This is a genomic window from Flagellimonas olearia, assembly GCF_004150225.1.
Classification (GTDB): Bacteria; Bacteroidota; Bacteroidia; order Flavobacteriales; family Flavobacteriaceae; genus Flagellimonas; species Flagellimonas olearia.
The window spans coordinates 574609-598435 of sequence record NZ_ML142908.1; the positions used below are offsets into that span (position 1 = coordinate 574609).

At 44.4% G+C, this 23827-nt stretch carries 21 protein-coding genes and 1 tRNA gene; 12 read left to right on the top strand and 10 right to left on the bottom strand.

Annotated elements, in window-relative coordinates; all coding sequences use genetic code 11:
* From uxuA to DN53_RS07895, 9 genes are all read left to right on the top strand, one after another.
* A complete protein-coding gene (uxuA, locus tag DN53_RS07855; RefSeq protein ID WP_207211104.1) occupies positions 1–1179 on the top strand; it encodes a mannonate dehydratase in 1179 nt (392 codons plus the stop codon).
* A complete protein-coding gene (uxaC, locus tag DN53_RS07860; RefSeq protein ID WP_129653836.1) occupies positions 1176–2582 on the top strand; it encodes a glucuronate isomerase in 1407 nt (468 codons plus the stop codon). Before uxuA ends, uxaC begins: the two co-directional genes overlap by 4 nt.
* A gap of 16 nt (positions 2583–2598) precedes the next feature.
* The gene (locus DN53_RS07865; RefSeq protein ID WP_129653837.1) at positions 2599–3579 is read left to right on the top strand and encodes a TRAP transporter substrate-binding protein; all 981 of its coding nucleotides are present in this window, start codon (positions 2599–2601) and stop codon (positions 3577–3579) included.
* 2 nt (positions 3580–3581) lie between these two features.
* Positions 3582–4046 (top strand): TRAP transporter small permease, encoded by a 465-nt coding sequence (locus DN53_RS07870; protein WP_129653838.1) that lies wholly within the window; start codon positions 3582–3584, stop codon positions 4044–4046.
* Entirely contained in the window at positions 4046–5350 is a 1305-nt protein-coding gene (locus DN53_RS07875) for a TRAP transporter large permease (protein WP_129653839.1), read from the top strand. The genes DN53_RS07870 and DN53_RS07875 overlap by 1 nt, the downstream gene beginning before the upstream one ends.
* 91 nt (positions 5351–5441) lie before the next feature.
* Positions 5442–6761 (top strand): 3-keto-disaccharide hydrolase, encoded by a 1320-nt coding sequence (locus tag DN53_RS07880; RefSeq protein WP_242502103.1) that lies wholly within the window; start codon positions 5442–5444, stop codon positions 6759–6761.
* Between the two features lie 10 nt (positions 6762–6771).
* Complete coding sequence (locus DN53_RS07885) at positions 6772–8103, top strand: Gfo/Idh/MocA family protein (RefSeq protein WP_129653841.1); 1332 nt, start codon at positions 6772–6774, stop codon at positions 8101–8103.
* 3 nt (positions 8104–8106) lie between these two features.
* A complete protein-coding gene (locus DN53_RS07890) occupies positions 8107–9288 on the top strand; it encodes a Gfo/Idh/MocA family protein (protein WP_129653842.1) in 1182 nt (393 codons plus the stop codon).
* A gap of 153 nt (positions 9289–9441) precedes the next feature.
* Positions 9442–10407 (top strand): PIG-L deacetylase family protein, encoded by a 966-nt coding sequence (locus DN53_RS07895; protein ID WP_129653843.1) that lies wholly within the window; start codon positions 9442–9444, stop codon positions 10405–10407.
* A gap of 52 nt (positions 10408–10459) precedes the next feature.
* On the opposite strand, the gene DN53_RS07900 is transcribed toward DN53_RS07895, so the two are convergent.
* From DN53_RS07900 to DN53_RS07925, 6 genes are all read right to left on the bottom strand, one after another.
* Positions 10460–11116, bottom strand: a complete 657-nt coding sequence (locus tag DN53_RS07900; RefSeq protein ID WP_129653844.1) for a hypothetical protein — start codon at positions 11114–11116, stop codon at positions 10460–10462.
* A 117-nt stretch (positions 11117–11233) separates the two neighbouring features.
* The gene (locus tag DN53_RS07905; protein WP_129653845.1) at positions 11234–12079 is read right to left on the bottom strand and encodes a DUF2911 domain-containing protein; all 846 of its coding nucleotides are present in this window, start codon (positions 12077–12079) and stop codon (positions 11234–11236) included.
* Positions 12080–12139: 60 nt separating this feature from the next.
* Positions 12140–12838, bottom strand: a complete 699-nt coding sequence (locus tag DN53_RS07910) for a hypothetical protein (protein ID WP_129653846.1) — start codon at positions 12836–12838, stop codon at positions 12140–12142.
* Between the two features lie 51 nt (positions 12839–12889).
* Positions 12890–14239, bottom strand: coding sequence for an IPT/TIG domain-containing protein (locus tag DN53_RS07915; protein ID WP_129653847.1), 1350 nt, complete (start codon positions 14237–14239; stop codon positions 12890–12892).
* Positions 14240–14251: 12 nt separating this feature from the next.
* Positions 14252–15490, bottom strand: coding sequence for a serine hydrolase domain-containing protein (locus tag DN53_RS07920; RefSeq protein WP_129653848.1), 1239 nt, complete (start codon positions 15488–15490; stop codon positions 14252–14254).
* A gap of 109 nt (positions 15491–15599) precedes the next feature.
* The gene (locus tag DN53_RS07925; RefSeq protein ID WP_129653849.1) at positions 15600–16775 is read right to left on the bottom strand and encodes a helix-turn-helix domain-containing protein; all 1176 of its coding nucleotides are present in this window, start codon (positions 16773–16775) and stop codon (positions 15600–15602) included.
* 461 nt (positions 16776–17236) lie between these two features.
* Between DN53_RS07925 and DN53_RS07930 the strand changes: the two genes are divergently transcribed.
* Positions 17237–17902 carry a hypothetical protein gene (locus tag DN53_RS07930; RefSeq protein WP_129653850.1) on the top strand — a complete coding sequence of 222 codons (666 nt, stop codon included), beginning with the start codon at positions 17237–17239 and terminating at the stop codon, positions 17900–17902.
* 120 nt (positions 17903–18022) lie between these two features.
* On the opposite strand, the gene DN53_RS07935 is transcribed toward DN53_RS07930, so the two are convergent.
* A tRNA-Ile gene (locus tag DN53_RS07935) sits at positions 18023–18096 on the bottom strand.
* 60 nt (positions 18097–18156) lie between these two features.
* On the bottom strand, positions 18157–18564 hold the full coding sequence (mce, locus tag DN53_RS07940) for a methylmalonyl-CoA epimerase (RefSeq protein ID WP_129653851.1): 408 nt from the start codon (positions 18562–18564) through the stop codon (positions 18157–18159).
* 103 nt (positions 18565–18667) lie between these two features.
* Between mce and rbfA the strand changes: the two genes are divergently transcribed.
* Positions 18668–19063, top strand: coding sequence for a 30S ribosome-binding factor RbfA (gene rbfA, locus DN53_RS07945; RefSeq protein ID WP_129653852.1), 396 nt, complete (start codon positions 18668–18670; stop codon positions 19061–19063).
* 2 nt (positions 19064–19065) lie between these two features.
* The gene (locus DN53_RS07950; RefSeq protein WP_129653853.1) at positions 19066–20274 is read left to right on the top strand and encodes an ABC transporter permease; all 1209 of its coding nucleotides are present in this window, start codon (positions 19066–19068) and stop codon (positions 20272–20274) included.
* Here DN53_RS07950 and dusB read toward each other — a convergent pair.
* Positions 20271–21263 (bottom strand): tRNA dihydrouridine synthase DusB, encoded by a 993-nt coding sequence (dusB, locus tag DN53_RS07955; RefSeq protein ID WP_129653854.1) that lies wholly within the window; start codon positions 21261–21263, stop codon positions 20271–20273. The genes DN53_RS07950 and dusB overlap by 4 nt on opposite strands.
* Before the next feature lie 51 nt (positions 21264–21314).
* Positions 21315–23735, bottom strand: coding sequence for an outer membrane beta-barrel family protein (locus DN53_RS07960; protein ID WP_129653855.1), 2421 nt, complete (start codon positions 23733–23735; stop codon positions 21315–21317).
* Positions 23736–23827: the final 92 nt, after the last annotated feature.

The window sequence follows — 23827 nt, forward strand, 5'->3', positions numbered from 1 at the left end:
TTGGAACAAACATGGAGGTGGTACGGGCCCAATGACCCGGTTACCCTCGCGGATATAAAAATGGCAGGTGCCACAGGAATTGTCACGGCATTGCACCATATTCCCAATGGGGAGGTGTGGCCCGTTTCAGAAATAGAGGAACGCAAGAAGCAGCTCCAAGCGTATGGGTTTACGTGGTCCGTGGTGGAAAGCATCCCTGTACACGAGGATATTAAAAAGCGCACTGGAGACTTTGAACGCTATATTGAAAATTATAAAGAGAGCATCAAAAATCTGGGGCAATGTGGAGTGGACACCGTCTGCTACAATTTTATGCCCGTACTGGACTGGACCCGTACCGATTTGGCCCATCAAATGCCTGATGGATCATCGGCTCTTCGGTTTGACAAAGCTGCCTTTGCCGCATTTGAACTGTTTCTTCTTAAAAGACCGGGTGCGGAAGAAGACTATACCCAAGAGGAAATTAAACTGGCACAAGAAGCCTACGAAAAAATGGACGGAGCTTCCAAGGAGAAACTCATCCGTAATATCATTGCTGGCTTGCCCGGTGCGGAAGAGGGCTATACTTTGGAGCAATTCCAAAATGTGTTGGACGCCTACAAGCACATCGGACCAGAACAATTACGGGAAAACCTGCACGCTTTTGTCAAAGCCATAGCCCCAACTGCTGAAGAGGCCGGGGTATTCCTGACCATTCACCCTGATGATCCTCCTTTCCCAATTTTGGGATTGCCCAGGGTCATGAGTACTTTACAAGATGCCAAAGATCTCATCAACGCCCACAACAGTCCGCACAATGGAATTTGTTTCTGTACGGGTTCATTTGGGGTTCGTGAAGACAATGATTTGGTCAACATGGCCAACCAATTGGCTGACCGAATCAACTTTATCCACCTAAGAAGCACCAAACGGGATGACCAAGGAAATTTTTACGAAGCAGACCATTTGGATGGTGACGTGGACATGTACGGTGTGCTAAAAGAACTATTGACGGAGCAGGCCAAAAGAACACAGACCAACCGGCCCGACCGGCGTATGCCCATGCGGCCCGATCATGGGCACCAGATGTTGGACGATTTGGGCAAAAAAACCAACCCTGGATATTCTGCCATAGGTCGTTTACGGGGATTGGCCGAATTACGGGGGTTGATGTTGGGCATTGAAAAATCGGGAATATGAGTTTTATCCACGAAGATTTTCTGTTACAGACCCCATATGCCCAAGAGCTGTACCACAGCTATGCCAAGAATATGCCCATTATTGATTATCACAACCATTTGACTCCAGAGCTTTTGGCCAATGATGGTCACTATCCAAATATGGCCCGGGCCTGGTTGGACGGTGATCATTACAAATGGAGGGCCATGCGTGCCTTGGGAATCGAGGAGAAATACATCACCGGCAATGCATCCGATCAAGACAAGTTTTTAAAATGGGCCGAAGCCGTACCCTATTTGGTGCGGAACCCTCTCTACCATTGGACCCATTTGGAGCTGCAACGCTTTTTTGGAATCACGGATTTACTGTCCAAGGACAACGCCCTTGAAATCTATCAAACCACTTCTGCCAAGCTACAGGAGAAGTCGTGTTCAGCTTTGGGAATGCTACAAAAAATGAATGTTGAGGTGGTCTGCACCACTGATGACCCCATAGATGATTTGCGATTTCACCAAAAATCCAGAAAAGCAGGTCATCACCCAAAAATGTTGCCGGCCTTTCGTCCGGATAAGGCTTATGCCATTGAGAACCTTACCGCGTATAAAAGCTATTTGGAGCAACTGTCCGATGCTTCCGGTATAACCATATCTTCTTATTCCGATGTGCTGGAAGCCCTAAAAAATCGGATTGCTCATTTCCATGAAAACGGGTGCCGATTGGCAGACCATGGTTTGGAACAGTTGTATTTTTTTGAGGAAGGAACCTATGATATTGAGGCCATTTTCAAAAAAATAGGTTTAGGGCAACGCTTGGGAACAGGAGAACTCCATTATTATAAGTTTCAAACTTTGGTTTTTCTGTGTAGGGAATATCACTCCCTGGGCTGGGCACAACAGTTTCATTTGGGCCCTTTGCGCAATGTCAACCAAAGCATGCTGGACAAATTGGGTCCAGACACGGGCTTTGATTCCATTGGCGATAAGGAACAAGCGTATCCCTTAGGTAAGTTTTTGAACCTTTTGGAGAGCACTGATCAACTGGCAAAGACTATTTTATATAACTTGAATCCATCACAGAATGAGGTTTTTGCCACCATGGCCGGAAACTTCAACAGAGGTGGAATCAAGGGAAAGATTCAGTACGGTTCTGGCTGGTGGTATTTGGACCAATTGGATGGGATGGAAAAACAAATCAACACCCTATCCAATTTAGGCGTGCTCAGCACCTTTATAGGTATGCTGACCGATTCGAGAAGCTTGTTGTCCTTCCCAAGGCATGAGTATTTCAGACGGTTGCTCTGCAATATTTTGGGGAATGACATCCAAAAAGGATTATTGCCTGCAGACCTATCGCATTTGGGCAGTATTGTGCAGGATATCTGCTACAACAACGCCAAGGACTATTTCAATTTTGATACCATATGAAAGGATTGAAAACACAATGAGATTCTACACTTCCATATTGCTTTGGGTAGGCCTTATGCTATTTCTGATGGGATGTCAGGCAGACAATGGGGTCAAAACCATAAAACTGGCACACGGCTTGGATGTCAATCATTCCGTTCACAAAGCCTTGGTAAAGATGGGTGAAGACCTTGAAGAGATTTCCAAGGGTAAAATGACGGTTGAAATCTATCCTAACCAGCAATTGGGCACCGAACGTCAAATTGTTGAATTATTGCAGATTGGAAGTTTGGATATGACCAAGGTCTCTGCCGCCACGCTTGAAAATTTTGCACCAAAGACCCGGGTTTTGGGACTTCCCTACCTATTTAGGAGCAGGGAACATTCCTTTAAGGTGTTTGATGGCCCTATTGGCGAGGAATTACTGAACGATGGTAAAAAATACTGGCTAAAGGGACTTGGTTTTTACGATGCGGGCAGCCGTAGTTTCTACACCAAGGAAAAAGCAATTGAAAGTCCCGATGACCTAAAAGGGCAAAAAATCAGGGTAATGCCCAGTGTCACCGCCATGGAGATGGTTCGCGGGTTTGGGGGATCACCCACACCCATTTCATGGGGAGAACTGTATACTTCCTTGCAACAGGGCGTTGTGGACGGGGCGGAAAACAACCCTCCCAGTTTCTACCTCTCCAAACACTACGAAATATGCAAATACTATTCCCTGAACGAACACACCTTTTCCCCGGATATCATTTTGGTGGCCACCCATTTCTGGGACAAGCTTTCGGAACAGGAACAAAGCTGGCTGCAACAGGCTGTGGATGCATCCGTAGTATATCAAAGAGAGTTGTGGGCAAAAGCCGAGGCTGAAGCGCTGGATGCTGTTCAAAAGGCAGGGGTAAAAATCATTAAACCAGACAAGTCCCTTTTTTCAAAAGAGACGGAAAGGGTGTATGAAAAATATAAGGCAGACGAGACGCTGTCTAAATTGATACAACAAATAAAAGCCGTTGAATGACCATGAATGCCAAGAAAACCATAGATAACGTATTGGGCGGTGCATTGATCATCATCATGTCTGCCATGGTCCTCAATGTGCTTTGGCAAGTTTTCACCCGCTTTGTAATGGGAACGCCAAGCTCGTTTACGGATGAATTGGCACGATACCTCATGATCTGGGCCGGAATATTGGGAGCGGCCTATGTGGCAGGGAAAGATATGCACGTAGCCATTGATGTACTGCCCCAAAAGTTTAACAAATCCATTCAGAAGAGACTGTCGGCTGCAGTTAAAGTTGCGGTAATCCTTTTTGCGTTATCGGTAATGGTGATTGGAGGCATTCGTTTGGTGTACATCACTTTTGTATTGGAACAGTTGTCGCCCGCCCTTCAAATACCATTGGCCTACGTGTATTTGGTCATTCCCATAAGCGGCCTGCTGATTGTCTACTATAAGATTACGGACATTTTAAATAAAAGCGAATAATGGAATATCTGCCCATCTTGGTGTTGTTGATAAGCTTTATTGGTCTTTTGGCCATAGGCGTTCCCGTGGCTTGGAGCATTTCCATTTCTGCTTTACTGACCATGTTGGTCAGCATTCCTTTTTTACCGGCAACGACCACCTTGGCCCAACGGATGGGCGTGGGCTTGGATAGTTTTGCGCTTTTGGCCATCCCTTTCTTTATCCTTGCCGGAAACTTAATGAACAAAGGGGGCATGGCGCATCGTTTGATTGCTTTTGCCAAAACCTTGGTAGGTGCGCTTCCCGGCGGACTTGCCTTGATCAACATAACCGCCGCCATGCTTATGGGTGCCATAGCAGGTTCTGCCATGGCATCAGCCTCTGCCATGGGCAGTATTTTGGGTCCTGAGATGGAAAAAGAGGGCTATTCCAAAGAATTTGGTGCCGCAGTGAACATCACTTCGGCCACTACGGGCCTGATTATCCCCCCTAGCAATATCCTGATTGTGTATTCCTTAGCCAGTGGAGGCGTTTCCATTGCGGCCTTGTTTTTGGCAGGCTACATCCCAGGCATTCTTGCTGGAGTGTTTTTGATGATCGTGGCCATGATCTGGGCCAAAAGAAAAGGATATACCGGACACGCCAAAAAAGGAGATTCAGGCATTCTGGCAGTCGTAAAGACCTTTGTGGATGCTTTTCCAAGTCTATTGTTATTGGTCATCGTTATCGGAGGTATTGTGGCAGGCATATTCACGGCCACGGAAGCATCGGCCATTGCCGTGCTCTACTCGTTGATTCTCGGGTTTGTTTACAAGGAAATTTCCTTTAAAAACCTACCCAATATTTTATTGGATTCCTCCGTGACCACGGCTATGGTGTTGTTGTTGATAGCGGCTTCCATTGGCATGTCATGGGCCATTTCCTATGAAAATATCCCCCAGGCCACCAGCGATGTGCTCTTGGGAATCAGTGATAATGTGGTCGTGGTCCTACTGATCATCAATGCCATTTTATTGTTTGTGGGCATCTTTATGGACATTACCCCGGCCGTCCTCATTTTCACCCCTATCTTTTTGCCTGTTGTTACCAAATTGGGCATCGATCCCATCCATTTTGGTATCATCATGATATTCAATCTATGTATTGGTCTCTGCACGCCTCCCGTAGGTTCCGTCCTCTTTGTGGGCGTAGGCGTGGCCAAAACCTCGATCCAAAAAGTCATAAAGCCCCTTTTACCCTTGTTTTTGGCCATGATTGCCGCGCTGTTGTTGATTACCTATGTCTCTCAACTGACCTTGTGGTTGCCTAGCCTATTCGATGTATAAAAAAGAAAAAATGAATCATTTAAACTCTAGAAAAGTGAAGAATAGCCAAAAAATCCTGAGTAGGATAACCGTACTGCTGACCTTGGCCTTAATGGCCAGTTGCAACCAAAAACCCAAGGATGATACCCCCTGGGTACCCCTGTTTGATGGAGAAAACCTCGAAGGGTGGACCGTAAAGGGAGGAACTGCCGAGTATTCGGTGGAAAATGGTGCCGTTGTGGGCACGACCAAACACAACACGCCCAATACATTCCTCACCACGGATGCCTTATATGGTGACTTTATCTTGGAGTTGGACTATTTGGTAGATTCTACCATGAACTCTGGCATCCAGATACGCAGTAACAGCATTCCAGAGTATCAGAACGGACGTGTCCATGGATATCAAATCGAGATTGATCCTTCCGACCGAGCTTGGAGCGCAGGTATCTATGATGAGGGCCGAAGAGGATGGTTAAACCCCCTTACGGAAAACGAGGCTGCACAAAAAGCTTTCAAACAGAATGAATGGAACCACTATCGTATTGAGGCCATAGGCGATACCCTAAAAACATGGATCAATGGGGTTCCTGCGGCCCATCTTATTGATGATGCCACCGCCACGGGATTTATCGCCCTTCAGGTGCACAGTATTGGTGAAAACCAAAAAGCGGGCACGGAGATACAATGGAAAAACATCCGGATCGTAACCGAAAACCCTGAAAAATACGCAACGGAATCGCCCATACCCCCCATCATTACCAAAAATCAACTTATTGCCGAGGACAAGAAGAGCAATTGGGAAATGCTTTGGGACGGAGAGACCACGAATGGATGGCGTGGAGCAAAATTGGACCATTTTCCCGAGAAGGGATGGATCATTGAAAATGGGGAATTGACCGTACTTTCCACAGGGGGAGGTGAATCTGAAGCCGGTGGGGACATTGTCACAGAGAAGCAATATGACAATTTTGAGCTAAAACTGGAATTCAAGATTACCGAAGGGGCCAATAGCGGCATCAAATATTATGTGAATACGGATTTGAACAAGGGAGAAGGTTCCTCCATTGGATTGGAATTCCAAATTTTGGACGATGCACGTCACCCAGATGCCAAACTCGGAAACCATGAAGGCAGTCGAACCCTGGCCTCCCTTTATGATCTGATCCAAGCCGACCCCAACAAATACGTAAAACCCATTGGGGAGTGGAACACAGCCCTCATCAAATCCAACAACAACCATGTGGAGCATTGGCTCAATGGAATGAAGGTTTTGGAGTATGAGCGCAAAAGCGATGCCTATAGAAAATTGGTCTCCGAAAGCAAATATGTTACTTGGCCCCAATTTGGGGAAGCAGGCAAAGGAAATATCTTATTGCAGGACCACGGAGATCGAGTATCGTTCAGAAATATAAAAATCAGACAACTCTAAACATAACAGTATGGGAACGAGAAGAAACTTTATCAAAAAAACAACAGCAGGGACAACAGGTTTGGCCTTTGCTGGAATTTTGATGCCCAACTCTGGTTTTTCCAGTATTCTAGGGGCCAATGACCGCTTGGGTGTAGCTGTAATCGGAGTACGTAGTAGGGCCAAGGCTCATGTCATTGCCATCCACCAAGATGCCAATGCAAGGATCCTGTACAATTGCGATGTAGATGACACCATTATTGAGGAACACAATGCATGGTGCCAGCAAAACATTGGCTATATCCCCAAAGTGGAAAAGGATTTTAGAAAAGTATTGGAGGACAAGGATGTGGATGCCGTGTTCATTGCCACCCCGGAACACTGGCATGCCCCTATGGCCATCATGGCCCTACAAGCCGGAAAACACGTTTATGTGGAAAAGCCCTGTAGCCATAATCCTTATGAAAATGACCTTTTGGTGGCTGCCCAGAAAAAGTACGGGAAGAAAGTGCAGATGGGTAACCAGCAGCGCTCTGCCAAAACTTCGGCATCAGCAATTACGGATATCCGCAATGGGGTCATCGGAGAGGTCTACAAAGGAGAAGCCTATTATTCCAATAACCGGGGATCCATTGGAAAAGGGAACAAAATCAGTGTCCCTACTACCTTGGATTGGGGATTGTGGCAAGGCCCAGCCCCAAAAGAAGACTATCGGGACAACGTACATCCGTATAATTGGCACTGGTTCAGGACTTGGGGAACAGGTGAAATACACAACAATGGCACCCATGAAATAGATATCTGCCGTTGGGCCTTGGGAGTGGACCTACCCTCGACCGTAACCTCTTTTGGAGGAAAATATACTTATGATGATGACTGGGAGTTTGTCGATAATCAACAAGTGACCTATACCTTTCCCGGAAATAAGTTTATCACTTGGACAGGACACAGTCGAGGCATTATGAAACCGGAACGCCCAGGAAGAGGCGCAACCATTTACGGAAGCAAAGGAACCATCCAGCTCGACAGAAATTTCTATAAGCTATTCGATTTGGCAGGAAATCCCGTAAAACTTGAGTACGAACGTTCGCAAAGTGCCACCACCAATACACAAGGCATCGGGGGCTTGGATGTGGATCATGTGGCCAATTTTTTCAATGCCATCAGAAAAGATGGGTCTTTAAACTCTGACATCAACGATGCCAGTGTTTCCACCATGCTTTGCCATTTAGGCAATATGGCGCAAGATGCAGGGCGTACCTTGGAAATCGATACCAAAACAGGAAAAGTACTCAATGACAACGCCATTATGGAGAAAAGCTGGAAACGGGAATATGCAAAAGGATGGGAACCTAAATTGTAACCTATGAAACGAAGAGATTTTGTAGCAAAGACCGGAATGGCCGTAGCGGGAATATCCGCAATACAAGCGTCTCCCTTATATCCTTCAAAAAATGATGTGGTCCGCATTGGTGTTATTGGAACGGGCTCTAGGGGCGGAGGTCTCATTCCGCACATCAACGACATTCAAGGTCTTGAGGTGGCCGCGTGTTGCGATGTGTTGCCCTTTAGACTGGAAAGCGGCATGGCCAAAGTTGAAGGCAAAGCAAAACCATATTCCGATTACAGGGCCCTTTTGGATAATCCCTCTATTGATGCCGTCTTGATCGCCACTCCCTTGAGTGAACATGCCCATATTGCCATTGATGCTCTTGATGCCGGAAAACATGTGTATTGTGAAAAGACCATGGTAAAAGGATATACCGCCATACAAAACGTGGTAAAAAAAGCATCGGAATCAAAAACGATTTTCCAAACCGGTCACCAATACCACAGCTCCCGGCTATATACCCATGTGGTGGACTTAATAAAAAACGGGAAAATTGGGGAAATTGCTGCCATTGAATGCCAATGGAACCGAAATGGCAATTGGCGAAGACCCGTGCCAAGCCCTGAGTACGAAAGAGCTATAAATTGGCGCATGTACCAAGAGTTTTCCGGAGGGTTATTGGCCGAATTGTGCTCCCATCAACTCGATTTTGCCAACTGGCTACTGGATGCTGAACCCATCAAGGTTATGGGGGACGGGGGTATTGATTATTGGAAGGATGGTCGGGATATCTTCGACAACGTTCATATGATCTATACGTACCCCAATGGAGTCCGGGCCAAGTATACCTGTCTCACGAGCAACTCCAAGGACGATTATCTCATCAAAGTAATGGGAGATAAAGGTACCATCACTATTGACTACACCAAAGCTTGGTTTTATCCCGAAAAAAAGGAGGAATACAGAGAAGTTGGGGAGGTTGATGGAGTTTCAGGGGCCACCATCAAATGGGATCAAAGCAAGGGTATTCCCATTGAAGTGGAACATTTGGACCCCAGCAAACAGGCTTTGCTCGACTTTAGAACAAACATTATGGACAACACCATGCCAAAATCCAATGCAATTAGCGGGGCCAAGGCAGCCATATGCGTCCAAATGGGATTGGATGCGTTACACAAACAAGAAATCGTCCCCTGGAATTCCAGTATCCTCCCATAGGTATACAAATCCATGAATTAGAAAAGGTTTGCCCATTACGGGGTTGTTCCCAACAATCCACAAAAATGCCGGATAGCGTTATAAATTGCGTAGGTCATTTATTGACCTGAGCTGGTTATTTCCTTATTTTTAGGTAATAACCAAACCAAAATTATGAAACGAAGATCTTTTCTTAACAGTAGCATGGCCTTACCCTTTCTTCATGTGGGTCTAGGGGGTAGGACTTTTGTGGATGACGAGACCATGGTCGTTGAAAAGTCCCAAAAAGGACGCCCCCATGAGGGCAAAGTATTGGCCGCAATCCAACCCCATTCCGATGATGTTCCCATCTTTGCCGGCGGCACCGTGGCAAAGCTCATCAACGAGGGGTATACGGGCTATCTCATACGAACCACCAATGATGACCATGCAGGAAAGGGAGATACCTTTGGCGAGCTTATCGGCAACAATGAGCGTGATAACGAAGCCGTTGCCAAAGCTTTGGGCCTGAAAAAGACATACGACCTGCATTATCGAAACCACAGAATGGATAATATTAGCCCCGTTGAACTCAGGGCAAGACTGGTTTTTTTGATCAGAATGCTAAAAATCGATACCATTATCACCTATGACCCTTGGGGCCACTATGAGGAAAACCCGGACCATTATGTTACAGCCAGAGCGGTTGAGGCTGCAAGGTGGATGGCAGGAGGAGGCAGGGATTATCCTGAGCATCTGGATGCAGGAATCCAACCGCACTTGGTCAAGGAACTCTACTATTTTGCCCGTGGGCCCCAACTTGTAAATCGGATTGTGGATATTTCCGATCATATAGATACCAAGGTGGCCGCCAATAGGGTAAACATTACACAAGGGCCTGCCGGGGAAAACGGTTCAAGATTAAGGGAGCGCCTTCTCAAGGAAGGAAAGAAGCTGGATATTCTTGGAAATGATGCAGAAACCGCCAATCGAAATTATATCAAGCATTTTGTGCTGGATATTGACTCCAAGCGATTGAGGGGCACTCCTTCGGACAAAGAATTGGGCAGTCAATTTAATTGCGAATATGCCGAAGCTTTCCATTATCGCGGTCCCGAACATTCCAATTTGGACGATTATATTGAAAAGCATGCCTATTGAGCAAAATAGCCTTTAAAGCCATAATCTTTAACAAGTTAAAGATTATGGTTGACTATTGCATCCCAAAAACACGTATTAAGTCAGCTTCCTTTTTAAAGGAAAGCTTTTCCTTTTTTGCGGCTTTTAAAATCTCTGGAGCTAAAATGCTCTCCATTGATTTTCTCTTTGAAGGTAATTTTTGAATCCCATCTGTATCGCCATAGTAGAGTTTCTCCGTGATAACAATCTTGTCCTTGTTTTCAAGATTAAGTAAAGTGGCGTCCGAAGCTGCTTGTACTATTTTGGCATCATAATATTTATACAGTCCGTTGGGTCCTGCAACCAATTGTTCCACGAATATGGGATGGGTGGAATTTTTCAACTTGGCGGGAATAAAAGTCTTTCCCCCCAACATTACCGATACCCCTTTGGCTGGAATTAGCGCTATGATGCTTTTTTCCTTGAGGAGCTCTATTTCCTTGGTATAGGCATTAAAGCGCGCCAAAAGTCTCACCTTTTTGTTGATGTTCAAGTCAATGACTGTGGCTTGTTCCCATTCTTCATTCAAGAATTCCGATCCCTCAACCTCGCCAGTAGAATTTGTGCTTGCCCTTAAAAATGGGTTGCTTATCGTACCCGTTTGAAGTTCGGCCCCTTCTTCATAGGTGTTTCCAACCTGAGCGTATCCAAGGTTTATGGCCAATGCAAATAGGAGTGTAGTATATTTCATAAAGACGTTAAAACCTCAAAAATACCGAAAATCAAATAGGCAACAATAAATGAAATCTTCTCTACACCGGAACAAAAGTCTTTACACAATTGTAATATATTGCACAACGATGAGGCATCAGTTCATTAGTTCGCCTATCATTTTTTCATTCAACCGAATAAAATCTTGATTCTCAATTTTCCTGGAAAGTTCCAAGGATTTTCTGGCAGCTACCAATGCCTCTGAATTTCTACCCAGATCCTTTAAAATAAGGGCTTCCCTGTGCACTTGAAAAAAGAGTGCATTATCCTTTTTACTGGCCTTTTGTACATAGTCCAATGCTCTTTCAAGATCATGATTGGCCTCATGCAGATACAGCCCTGCGAGAAAATAGTCAAAATCACTGGGGCCGGCCAAGGCTTTGTCTATCTTATTTAAAGCCTCTTCCTTTGCATTGACCATAATGGGTAAAGAAACTGAAATGGTACCCCATTCCATGACCAAGTCCATTTTTTCCATGCCAATATTCTGAAACGAAAACTCAAAACTTTCCACAGGAACCGAAATGGCAGAAATCCCTTGGCTGATTCTAATCAAGGGCTCCCGATCCACGTAATCTGTCCAGTTGGAGCTGGAATATGGATAGAGGTTGATGGTCCAACGGCCTTTGTCCGGAACACTCAACACCGCATATTGGCCTCCACTCACCTTTTGATCTCCAAGGATAACCTCTGAACTGAAAGAAATCATCGTGGTCCCATTGGCACCGGTTCTCCACAGCTGTCCATAGGGCAGGATACCATCATTTCCCAAGAGTGTTCGCCCGCGCAGGGAAGGTCTTGAATAATCCACCCTTATTTGGGTATAGCCTATGGTTTGCAATAGTTCCGCCCGAGGACTCATATCCGGTATTTGAAGTTGTGCATGATTACTTTTGGGGATGCAAAGGAGCAGTGCCACAATACAGATTCTTGTTAAAATCATTGTTTGGAATTTTATGTTGTCATAGTAATTTGAAGGTTGTGCAATTATGGCCTGGCCAACTCATTCAATCACAAATTGATTGACGTTCAACAGTCCTTCCGTATCCATTTTGAGATTTTCTTGATAGAATAACTCAAATTGCTTTTTGTCTTCCCACTCGGTCATCACAAAATAATCGGGCCGATAATGGTACATAAAGGGTGAAATACCATCCCGGAGCTCCAAAATGTGTGTGCCCCCAAACCTTTTTACAACTTTGTCAAAGGTGTTTACGAACGCATTGAACTTATCCTCATCTTTCTTCCAGTAGGCCGTTATGGTATAATACTTATCCTTGTCCATTGCAAAAGACACATCCTTGGACATCTCATAATACGTAAGGTTGAAAATGGACCAAATATTCCTCCTTTGTTGATGAAAATCGGGCACATGGGTCTCTATTTCCTGAATAAACCGCTCCCGAATGTTCCTATTGTCCCATTTTGCAAATACTACGTTTTGCGGTTCAATATTGCCTTGGGTCGATTTAACTATTTGCCGGCCTGTTAAATTTTTGTAGCCCATCTGTATGGCAATGGGAAAAGCTACCCTCACATAGTCTTTGAACAGCGAATCTTTTTCTTGTTTTTGGGTCAGAAAAAGTACATCTAGAACTTCCCCTTTTTTTAAGGTATATCCTGTAATGCCTTCTTGGGCAACCATACCCATTCCATTCAATAGACACAAAAGACTGATAACAATGATGATCTTTGATTTCATCTGTTCCTTTTTTTGATCCATAAATCCGTCGTGATCCATTCTAGTTCACAACTAGAAATAGTACTTCAACAGTTGATTATTGGCCATGACCCAAAGGGTCTCCTCATGATATAAGATCCCTTTACAATCGGTATTGCTCGTATGCATCACTTCCCATGTAGTGCCACCATCAACGGTTTGATAAATGTCCCTTCCGGCAATGAACCAACCTGTGTTTTCGTCCTTGAAGGTGAACCCTTCTATTTTTCCATCATGTTCGTGAACAATATTCCAAAAGTCACCACTGCTTCCAGATCTGATGATGACATATTTTTGGCTCTCCTCTATATAATTGGTGATTTTTACGATACCAAAACCAATGGCTTCGTTTACAAAAAGGATATTTTTGATGGACTCAAAATTGCCGTCCTTTATTTCCACTTCCACCGTGTTCCCATACCAGTTTCCATCTTGTTTCAACTGCAATATCTTGGCTGGGCTATAGTCATAGGTAGATTCTTGAAACGTAAAGCCGCCTAGCCAAATATGGTTTGGGGACAAGGCAAAGAAAGAATCAAACTCATACCTGCCAGTTGGCATTTTTTCATATTCCTTTTCAAAGGCACCATTGTTTGTACTTCTATAAATCCTTCCTTCCGAAGTGGCGACAACAGTGTTTTTCTCCTCATCGTCCACATAAAAATCAAGCGGCCAGGAAGAATTCCCCGAAAAATCGTCAAGTAGTTGCCAATCGCCTGGGTTTCCTTGTGCATAGCGATACAGATGCCCGCCCCTAAAGGAATATTCTTTATTACCGGGCGTTATATGGACCCCCCCGCTAAAAAAATTATAGTCTTGGTTTAACACATAGATATTGGCTCCACCGTTTGAAGACTTTTTTACTTCATAAGGAGCCGAAGAACTTGGGTCGGATGTACTGCTCTTTATGGCAAAATAGATGTGTTCTTTTGACACTCCCTTGAAATCCTTGATGCTTTCAATGGCTCCAAAGGAATGTTCCATCGCAATCCATTGGTTTTTGTCATTTTCCAATACAGTAATGCCTTCATAGGTCTCCTCAAATAAAATGGACGCATTTGGAATTTCCATTTTAAGTTCGGGAAAAGTGCTTGTTCCCGTAGGTATCTTAAACGTGATCCTATTCGGTGCCACCGTTTGTATCTCCACAGCAACGCCATCCAACTGGATTTTTATCTTGCTCTTGTCCGAGCCAAAGTTTTCTCCCAAAAGGGTGGCTTCGTTATCAACATAAACATATTCCCCAGAAAAAGATTGGATCTTTACCTGCGTGGTTTCAATTTCTTCAATGACCTCCGGATCTTCTCCTGAGCTGGAGCTACAACCACAGAAGAGCAATAATACAAGGCCAAGTAGGTAGGGGTTCAAAAAGGGAACTTTCATATAATATAAATTTTAGTTAGGGTGTTTTTGATGTGCAGAATACACTTGATCATTGGGCCATTGATGGCGCTTGAGCGTATTCCATAATTCTTCTATGCTTTCAAGGAGATTATCGTCATCCTCGGCGGAGACATTGGTCATTAAAAAGGCTGCGACGTTTTTTTTGGGATTGATGGCGGCCAAGCTCAGGATACCAAGGTCACTACCTGTATGGCTAAGCACTCCTTTTTCAGAAACCGACCAGAATACGCCACTCGAACTTTTTCCAATTTTGGTCCTTGTGTACATTTCTTCGTACGAAGCTTGGGTAAGCAATTTGCCCGTACCTTGGGCGCCGTTGAGCATCTCCATAAGATATAGGGCAAAATCGGAGGTGTTGGTTGCCAATCCACCATCGGGGGTGGTTATGAGATGGTAATCCGGTACGGCAGTCCCCTCTGGGAAATATCTTGTTGCAAAATGGGTCTTGTTGGCTTCGCTCTTTTCCCAACTGGTCATGTTCATGCCCAAGGGAGAAAAGGCAAACTGTGCCGTGAAATCTGAAAAAGAGGCGCCCGTTGCGTTTTCAACAACCAAGGCTGCCAATGTGGCGCCGATGTTACTATAGGCATAACGGGTTCCTGGCTTGTCTTTTGTAAAATTCTCCCCAGTATACCATTTGCCATTTGTAGACAATACGTTCTCAAGATATTCGGAATATGGGATATCCGTGTTTTCTTTAATGACCTCAATGTATTCTTGGGCAGTTTCTGGCAGACGGGAATAATCCTGGTCGGGGTATTTCAGAACGTACGCCTTTAAATAGGAGGCCTCATCACTGATACCAGAGGTATGCTGGGCCAGATGCCTGATGGTGATCGGGGTATTTGGGTATTCCGGATGGATGATCTCAAAGGGAAGGTAATCGTTTATGGGGTCATCCATATCCAGTTTACCCAATTCCTGGGCCTTCATGATGGCAAAGGCAATCAACGTCTTGGAGACGGACCCTATGGTCTGTACCGTTTCCGCATCGTAGGGCCTTTGCGATTCCACATCTGAATATCCCAAGGATTTTTGGTACAGAATTTTCGTGTTGTCCAATACCACCATGGAAACTCCAGGCAGACGGGAGCTTTTGAACAACTGGGTTATTTTTTCACCCAATTCGTCAACCGTACTGGTAGGAGGAATATCCTGGGGATCACAGCTCCATAAATTGAATATAAGGGCAAGTGCCAGTACCAATTTGGGGCGAAGTTTTTTGTGCATGCTTTATTTTTTCCGCAAAGGAACGGACTCGGTTTTCTTAAATCGACCCATTGGAAGCAGTGGTACTTATTTGGAGAATCTTAATACGGCATGGGTTGTTCCCATACCATCAGTGCTTCAATTTAAACTGCTTTACATATTCGGAAGGAGAGAGTCCGGTCTCCTTTTTGAAGATACGGTTAAAGCTTGTTTTTGATTTAAAGCCACTATTATGGGCAATGCCCAAAAGGGTGTATTGTTGGAGTGCTTTTTCATGTAACTGGGTCTTTACCATAGCAACCCGCTCTTTATTGATAAGGTCATAAAAGGTGGTATGGAGATGGTGGTTGATGAAAAAGGACAGCTTTTTATCAGTGGTATCCATTAAACTTGCTATTTTCCCCAACGTCAGGTTTTCATCCAAATAGAGCTTTTGTTCCACCAAGACCGTATGGAACCTTCCTTCCAAGTTTTTAAGTTCTTCGTCGGAAAGCAAAGGGTGTGTGTTTGATTTCTTCTCCTCTTTTACCATCTTCTCCAATGGCTCTTCGTTTTGGGCCAATAAAAATTCTGGGAGCAACATTCTGGACTGACCTACGCCATGATACCCTAAATAGGCAACCAAAATCACCATGGCCAAAATGGTAAGATGGCCATCCGAACTGCCCAGTATCACAAGTTCTTTTTCGGTGATAAAATAATATAGGCCAGTAAATAAATCAATACTTATTACGGCCATTGAACCTATCAAAAGGTTTTTGATCCAGGAAAAATCATGTTCCGTAAATGTGGAATAGTTGTGCTTTATCAAACTTTGGTAGCGATTTACAAGTTTTAGGCAAAATACCATATAGCCTAGAAGGTAAATATTCCCAACCATCAATACAGGAAGAACAATATGATCCTCCATATATCCCAAGTTCTTAAACACATACTCCCCTTTGATCACGGATAGCCACAAGGGTACAGAAATGGAGAGCGTATAGATGAGAAAGGGAATAAATTGAAGAATGTGTCTTTTCACCAATCCCTTGGGTCTTAAAAAAAGCGATTTAATATAGAGCATCAGCAAAGGGCCCACAAACCAGACGATGGTATCCTCTGGCAAGAAGCTCACGACATACAGCCATTTTATTCTATGTAATTGCCCATAATAGCTCAACGAAACGAACAAAAGCAGAAAAAAGAACACCACCAATATGGTATTGGGCAGTTGCTCCTTTTGGTTCTTCTTGAACAAAAGAAAAAGTATGATAAGTGTCAATACAATACCACTTACCAATATAAAATCGACCAATAGTTTCATCTGGGTCCGGCAATTATGTTTTGTCGGTCAAGAAATGGACCGTTTGGGCTACTCCATGGAATGTTCCGGTTCATCTTACAACCACAAACATCCTAAATCAACTACAAATGTATAAATCTCATTTGGCTAAAAATTTTTTATGCAGTTTTTAAATTGAACGTTGGTATCTTACCTTTTCGGATTTGCCGAACCTAAGACCTAGGTTAATTAAACTTGGTTTTAAGATCTAAAGCTCCAAAATTTGTGCCGCAGTATACCTCTCCTTCTCCTTTCAAGGGAATGATAAAAAACTGGGCTTCACTCCCAAAATAAAAATCCAAAGCCTTGTTGGAATCAAAACCCAAATAGGTGCCACTGCTTCCAATGGGTCGATTTAACAGAATAAACCTCGCTTCTTTGATCCGGCAATAGAGAAAACTCTATCTCCTCAAAAAGACCTTTTAATATTATCCCATAAAACTATGACACGATACCTCCTCATCCTTATGATGATGGTTTTTGGCGATGCGGTAAGCAGTCAAACCTTTGAAGGCTCCATCACCTACAAAATAATGGCCCTGAATCCCGAACCAACCATGATTCCCGATAGTATTTGGCAACAAGGAGTCAAATCACAATTTGGGGACAGAGGCTATATGCTCCAGAAATACCACTACAAGCATGCCAACTATATTTCCGAAATTGATGCAGGGGAAGAAACTGGTTTTCAGTCCTATGACCCTAAAAAAGGGCTGCTATATTCTTGGCAAAAAGATTCGGATACCGCCATCATGGTAAACACAAAAAAGGAAACCGATACATTGATCGAGATATATGACGCTGAGCAAACGGATACCATAATGGGGATTCCATGCAAAAGCATTGTTGTAAAATCCAATATGGGAGAAATGACCCTGTGGTACAATCCCGATTATTTTAAGATGGATCCATCCTATTACAAAAAACATAGATACGGGCATTGGGACCGGATACTTGCCAAAATTGGATGTCTTCCATTAAAAATGGAGCAAAAAAAGTTTATGAGCCACATCGTACAAATCATGGTCGATCATAAAGAAATAGCCGTTGACAAAGAAAGATTTGAAATTCCAAAGTTTAGAGAAATCATTGAGAGTCCAACAAACTGAAAACCGTCAACCGTTATAGATGGTAGTTGTTCGTTCGTAGTTTGATTTAACAACCACGAAGTGGTACCAATAAAAAAAGAAAAACCTCCCAATTGCTTGGGAGGTTCATCTTTGTGGAAGTGGTCCCACCTGGGCTCGAACCAGGGACCACCTGATTATGAGTCAGGTGCTCTAACCAACTGAGCTATAGGACCCGCATTTTTGCGGATGCAATATTAGTGTTTATTTTGCTTCACCGCAAGGTTTTAACGCCCCTACTCTTCTTTTATTTCTTGGCACAGCTCTACCAATACCCCGTTGGTGCCCTTTGGATGCAAAAACGCAACCAGTTTGTTATCAGCACCTTTCTTTGGAGTTTCATTTAAAATTACAAAACCTTCGCCTTTTAATCGTTCTATTTCAGCAACAATGTCGTCGACTGCAAAAGCGATATGGTGTACCCCTTCCCCTCTTTTTTCCAAAAACTTGGCAATGGGACTGTCCGGCGTTGTGGCCTCCAATAATTCCACCTTATTGGGTCCCGATTTAAAAAATGATGTTTTAACCCCTTCAGAAGCCACTTCCTCCATCTTGTAGTGTGAAACACCCAAAAGCTTCTCGAACAAAATATTGGAAGCTTCCAAATTTTTTACGGCAATGCCAATATGCTCAATCTTGTCCATAGGCTCTTCTTTTTAATTAAAAACATAGTCCTATTCCCCAAAAATACACACTGTTATCCTATGCTTTCGTGCGGTTGGTCATTAATTCGCTTATTTTTGCACCATGGAGGAAACACAAAGGCAAAAGAAAATAGCGGGAATCATCCAAAAAGACTTGGCCGATATCCTACAAAGAGCAGCAACAGATGGTGGCCTAAAGGGAATCTTGATCTCTGTTTCCAAGGTATCCGTCACCACCGACCTGTCCATTGCAAAGGCATATGTAAGCATTTTTCCCAACACGGAAGCCCAGAAGCTGTTGGAGGGCATCAAGGCCAACCAAGTGGCCATACGCTATGAACTGGCCCAACGGACCAAAAACCAATTGAGGAAGGTTCCTGAGCTTAATTTTTACCTTGATGATTCCTTGGAATACATCGATAAAATTGAAAAATCGCTCAAGGGCGAAGAAAATCCCATTGAAAACAGGGATCTACTCGATAAACGAAAGAAATCCTGATTTTGAATTTTCCTCTCTATATCGCAAAGCGTTACTTACGATCCAGAAGCAGCCAAAATGCGGTAAACATTATCAATTTCATTACATTCTTGGTGATTGTCATTGGTTCGGCGGCCCTTTTTGTCGTGCTTTCGGCCTTTGCGGGACTCAAAACCTTCAGTCTTTCCTTTTCCAACACCTTCGATCCCGATCTAAAGGCCTCAGCTGCCGTTGGAAAACATTTTTCCCTTACCCCGGATCAAGAAAGTGCCCTAACGGATATTGCCGGACTGACGCAATACTCCAAAGAGTTGGAAGAAAAAGTCTATCTTACCTATAAGGAGAAGAGTTTCTTTCCTTTCATTAAAGGTATTGATGCCAATTATAGGGCGGTTACCGGCGTGGACAGCACCCTTTATTTTGGCACATGGGGCGATATGGAATATAGCACCGTTATGGGTATTGGCATCTATAATCAACTAGGGGTGCCCATTGACAATTACCGAAATCCCATGACCGTGTTGGCCCCTAAACCGGGCAAAGGGTCTTTTTCACAGCAGGGGTTCAATCCCAAACCTTATAACCAACTTTCCTTGGTGCTCAGCGGGGTGTATGCCGTGGAGGAACATTTGGACAAGAAATACGTGTTTGCGCAACTTCCTTTGGTTCAAAAATTATTGGAAAAGGACAGTACGGAAATCTCTGGAATCAATTTTAAGTTGGATGGCAGTATTCCTGTGGATGACGTGAAGAACTCCATTAAGGCAGTTTTGGGCGATGCTGTGCTTATTCGTACCCGACAAGAACAGAACAGCACCCTGCACCGCATGCTCAATACCGAAAACCTGGCCACATACCTTATTTTTACCTTGGTCCTCATTATTGCCCTTTTTAATGTGGTAGGGGCCATCATCATGATGATTTTGGATAAGCAGCAAAACTCCAAAACGCTGTTCAGTTTGGGAACTACTATAAGTGAACTCCGTAAAATATACTTTGTACAAGGGTTGTTGGTAACGTCCTTGGGTGGGTTTATTGGGGTGTTGATTGGTTCCTTGTTGATTGCTTCGCAACTGACCTTCAGTTGGCTGAAGATTACCCCTTCCCTGGCCTATCCTGTGGAATATAACATCATGAATGTGTTCCTGGTACTGGCCACGATTGTGGTTCTGGGGTTTGTCTCATCAAAAATTGCAAGTAGCCGGATTACCAAGAAATTGATAACGGCCTAGGCAAACTGAAAGTCGCCAAACTTCTCCAATACTTCATCAAATGCGGCAAACACATCGGCAGATTCGTCACTGGTGACCATCTTCATCCGATATTCCTTGAAGTGTGGAATACCCTTAAAGTAATTGGTATAATGCCTACGGGTTTCAAAAACCCCCAATTTTTCACCCTTCCAGTCAATGGACATTTGAAGATGCCTACGGGCGGCTTCCACACGTTCCTCCATGGTTGGGGGCGGTAGATGGGTACCCGTCTTGAAATAGTGTTTCACTTCTTTAAAGAACCAAGGATAGCCTATGCTGGCCCTGCCGATCATAGCGCCGTCCAGTCCATATTCATCCCGCATTCTTACCGCGGCCTCCGGGGTGTCCACATCGCCATTTCCAAAAACGGGAATATGCATTCTGGGGTTGTTCTTGACTTCGGCAATGGGTTTCCAATCGGCCTCACCTTTGTACATCTGTACCCGGGTACGCCCATGGATGGATATGGCCTGGGTGCCCACATCCTGGAGTCGCTCCGCAACCTCAACGATTTTTATGGAATTGGCGTCCCACCCCAAACGTGTCTTCACGGTAACCGGCAGTTTTGTGCGCTTTACGATTTCCTCTGTCAGTTTTACCATAAGCGGAATGTCCCGCAAAATACCGGCCCCTGCATTTTTGCAGACCACCTTCTTTACGGGACAGCCAAAATTGATGTCGATGATATCCGGGTTGGATTTTTCAACGATATCCACTGCTTGCAACATGGAATCCAGCTCTGCGCCAAATATCTGGATGCCCACCGGGCGCTCCTTTTCATAAATGTCCAGTTTGATGACACTTTTGGCGGCATCCCTGATCAAGCCTTCCGATGAAATGAACTCGGTGTACACCACATCGGCTCCTTGTTCCTTGCATAAAGCTCGGAATGGAGGGTCGCTCACATCTTCCATGGGGGCAAGAAGCAACGGAAAATCAGGCAGTTCTATGTTTCCAATTTTTGGCAAATCCTATCTTTTTTGGACTGCAAAAGTACAAAATACCCGAAAATCAACGTATTATTCCGTGGCTTGGAGCCTATCGCGCTCCTTTTTATCGATTCCACGCTGGTTGTCCTCCAACCTGAAGTTCCCAAAATTATAGGTAAAGCCCACTCGGATGAACTGGGTTTCGGGTCTTCTTCGGTAGAAATTGTCCTGATTTAGATACTGTGATCGGTAGGTGGGCACATACTGCTCCAAAATATCCTCTGCCGCTATGGAAATGGTGGCCCTGTTGTTGAAAAGTGACTTGCGAAGCCCAAGGGTAAGGTTCATCTGCTCATCGGAAATATAGGACCCGAACAAAAATTGTGAGATATAGGTAAAGGTCACCTCGCCCGTGAAGGTTCCGTCCTTAGAGAGGGTGAGGTAGTTGGCCAAGTACCCATAAACCCCATCCACTTCGTTGGTGTATTCAGCATTGTTGCTCTCCACGGCCAAAAAAGTCTCTTCCTCATGAAAAAAAGAGGTGTAGGCATAGATGAACCACGGGGGCAAAATGGTCTTGCTCAGCGTAAAGTCCAATCCGTAGGAGGTGCTTTCCAACACATTCTGCTTTAATTCCACTAACGTCTGGTTGTTATTGTCCTGAAATACAAGGTCGGCAATATTGCTCCCGTTGTCCCGGTAATAGATATCGAAGAAATATTCACTGTTGAGGGTATAGTTGAGGTTAAAGTTGTTGCTGAAGCTTGGGGTAAGCCTTGGATTCCCCTCTTCGTAGTCATTTTCATTGAAGAAAAACCGGAAAGGGTTCAGGTCGTTGTATTTAGGCCGGTTGACATTTCTACCGTAATCAAAAGAAAAACTATGGTTCACAGAAGGACTATACAACACGTACAAGGACGGAAACGGTTCAAAAAAATCCTGGGTGTTGGTCTGGTTCAAGGTCAGGGACCTTCCCTCCGCTTCGGTAAGCTCACCGCGCAACCCAAGTTTCATGGACCATTTTTCCCAGTTCTTCACAAAGCTCAAATAGGCCGCATATACATTTTCATCATACAGATATCGGTCGGACAAGGTGGCGTCCACCGTATTACTGCTCCCCAAAAAGTTGAAAAAATCCACTTGGCTCTCCGAAGCAATGGAAGAAATTTTAGCTCCGGTCTCCAAGGATGCATTGCCAATGGGTGTGGAATAATCCATCTGCCCGGTAAAAATCTCAATGTCCTGCCGCGAATCGGAATCAAACCCAAAACTGCGCAAAAACGTGCCGCTGGCATCATAATAGTCCGAAGCCAAATTTTGAAAGGAAGTTCCGTTATAATTGGTGTAATGGCCGTTGGCATTGAGTCTGGCCCCTTCTTTTTTCAACTTATGTACATAGGTCAGGTCAAAGGCCAAGTTGGTGTTGTCCAATAGGGCATTGTTGTGGGTGGTGAACGTGGAATCCAGTTGTCCCGTTCCATTACGCATATCATTTACCAACCGGGTCTGCTGATCTTGGTTGGGATTGAACACCAAGTTGGAGGTCAGATTTAAGCTGTTGCGGTCATCCAAATCATAATCCAAAATAAGACTCGCATTGTGCGACTGTGTCTTTTTGGTCTGGTTGTATTTGGTATCCCATTGCGAAAAAACGGTATTGGTACCGTCCATGAAATGGATGTCCTTGTCCGTTTTTCGTACTTCCTTTTGGGGGTTGATGCTGTAATTGGCAAACAAATGGAGTTTGTCTGTTTTATAGTAGTGACTCGTTCCCAAACTGAACTTTGGGAATACCGCTTGGGTGTAGGTTCCATTGATGCTTCCCTTGTACCCGGGAACAATATTCTTGTTGGTAACAATGTTCAAAATAGGACCACCTTCCGCATCATACCGTGCCGGAGGATTGGCAATGACCTCCACCGACTTGATATTGGTTCCCGAAAGGCCCTGTAACAAGTCCTGAACCTCCTGTCCGGACAATTGTACCTTTCTGTCATTCAAGTAAACTGTTGCGTTTTGTCCACGGATCAATAACTCGTCTTGATTGACGATTACACCCGGTGTACTTTTTAGGATATCCCATGACGTTCCTTGGGAAACAACCGTATTTTCCACCGAAAAGACCAGTCTGTCTGGCAATCTTTGAAGCTTTGGGCGTTGGGCCGTAACTACCACTTCGTCAAGGGAATTGGTCTCCAGTGGTATAATCAACGCACCGAGGGAAATGTCTTTGGTAATGTCCAAGGCCCTGGGCTCCGAACCTCTTCCCACATAGCTCGCCTGTAGCAGATATAAGTCCGGTTCAACCCCTTCAAGTACAAATGCACCGTTGTCATCTGCCGAGGTCCCCTTAACAAAAGTGGTATCGGTTGCTTGTAGCAGCAAGATATTGGCAAAGGGAATGGTCTGATTTTGTTCGTCCACTACCTTTCCCGTAATCTGATAGGTCTGCCCAACGAGATGGTTGGACGCCAAAAACACCAATAACAAAATAGAGGTTACGTGCTTCATTTACAGATGGGGTTGAACCTCAAATCTAAGAAATAATTTCAGAGCGTTGCGCAGCCCACATTTTCTTATTTTTAAAAAAGCATTTGCAGGCA

Bases quoted from the DNA above. Each gene is read 5' to 3' on its own strand.
- DN53_RS07895 (WP_129653843.1), top strand. From the start codon at position 9,442: ATGAAACGAAGATCTTTTCTTAACAGTAGCATGGCCTTACCCTTTCTT.
- DN53_RS07870 (WP_129653838.1), top strand. From the start codon at position 3,582: ATGAATGCCAAGAAAACCATAGATAACGTATTGGGCGGTGCATTGATC.
- DN53_RS07925 (WP_129653849.1), bottom strand. From the start codon at position 16,775: ATGAAACTATTGGTCGATTTTATATTGGTAAGTGGTATTGTATTGACA.
- DN53_RS07885 (WP_129653841.1), top strand. From the start codon at position 6,772: ATGGGAACGAGAAGAAACTTTATCAAAAAAACAACAGCAGGGACAACA.
- DN53_RS07875 (WP_129653839.1), top strand. From the start codon at position 4,046: ATGGAATATCTGCCCATCTTGGTGTTGTTGATAAGCTTTATTGGTCTT.
- DN53_RS07920 (WP_129653848.1), bottom strand. From the start codon at position 15,490: ATGCACAAAAAACTTCGCCCCAAATTGGTACTGGCACTTGCCCTTATA.
- DN53_RS07930 (WP_129653850.1), top strand. From the start codon at position 17,237: ATGACACGATACCTCCTCATCCTTATGATGATGGTTTTTGGCGATGCG.
- DN53_RS07915 (WP_129653847.1), bottom strand. From the start codon at position 14,239: ATGAAAGTTCCCTTTTTGAACCCCTACCTACTTGGCCTTGTATTATTG.
- rbfA (WP_129653852.1), top strand. From the start codon at position 18,668: ATGGAGGAAACACAAAGGCAAAAGAAAATAGCGGGAATCATCCAAAAA.
- mce (WP_129653851.1), bottom strand. From the start codon at position 18,564: ATGGACAAGATTGAGCATATTGGCATTGCCGTAAAAAATTTGGAAGCT.
- DN53_RS07905 (WP_129653845.1), bottom strand. From the start codon at position 12,079: ATGATTTTAACAAGAATCTGTATTGTGGCACTGCTCCTTTGCATCCCC.
- DN53_RS07910 (WP_129653846.1), bottom strand. From the start codon at position 12,838: ATGAAATCAAAGATCATCATTGTTATCAGTCTTTTGTGTCTATTGAAT.
- DN53_RS07880 (WP_242502103.1), top strand. From the start codon at position 5,442: ATGGCCAGTTGCAACCAAAAACCCAAGGATGATACCCCCTGGGTACCC.
- DN53_RS07960 (WP_129653855.1), bottom strand. From the start codon at position 23,735: ATGAAGCACGTAACCTCTATTTTGTTATTGGTGTTTTTGGCGTCCAAC.
- DN53_RS07865 (WP_129653837.1), top strand. From the start codon at position 2,599: ATGAGATTCTACACTTCCATATTGCTTTGGGTAGGCCTTATGCTATTT.
- DN53_RS07890 (WP_129653842.1), top strand. From the start codon at position 8,107: ATGAAACGAAGAGATTTTGTAGCAAAGACCGGAATGGCCGTAGCGGGA.
- uxaC (WP_129653836.1), top strand. From the start codon at position 1,176: ATGAGTTTTATCCACGAAGATTTTCTGTTACAGACCCCATATGCCCAA.
- DN53_RS07900 (WP_129653844.1), bottom strand. From the start codon at position 11,116: ATGAAATATACTACACTCCTATTTGCATTGGCCATAAACCTTGGATAC.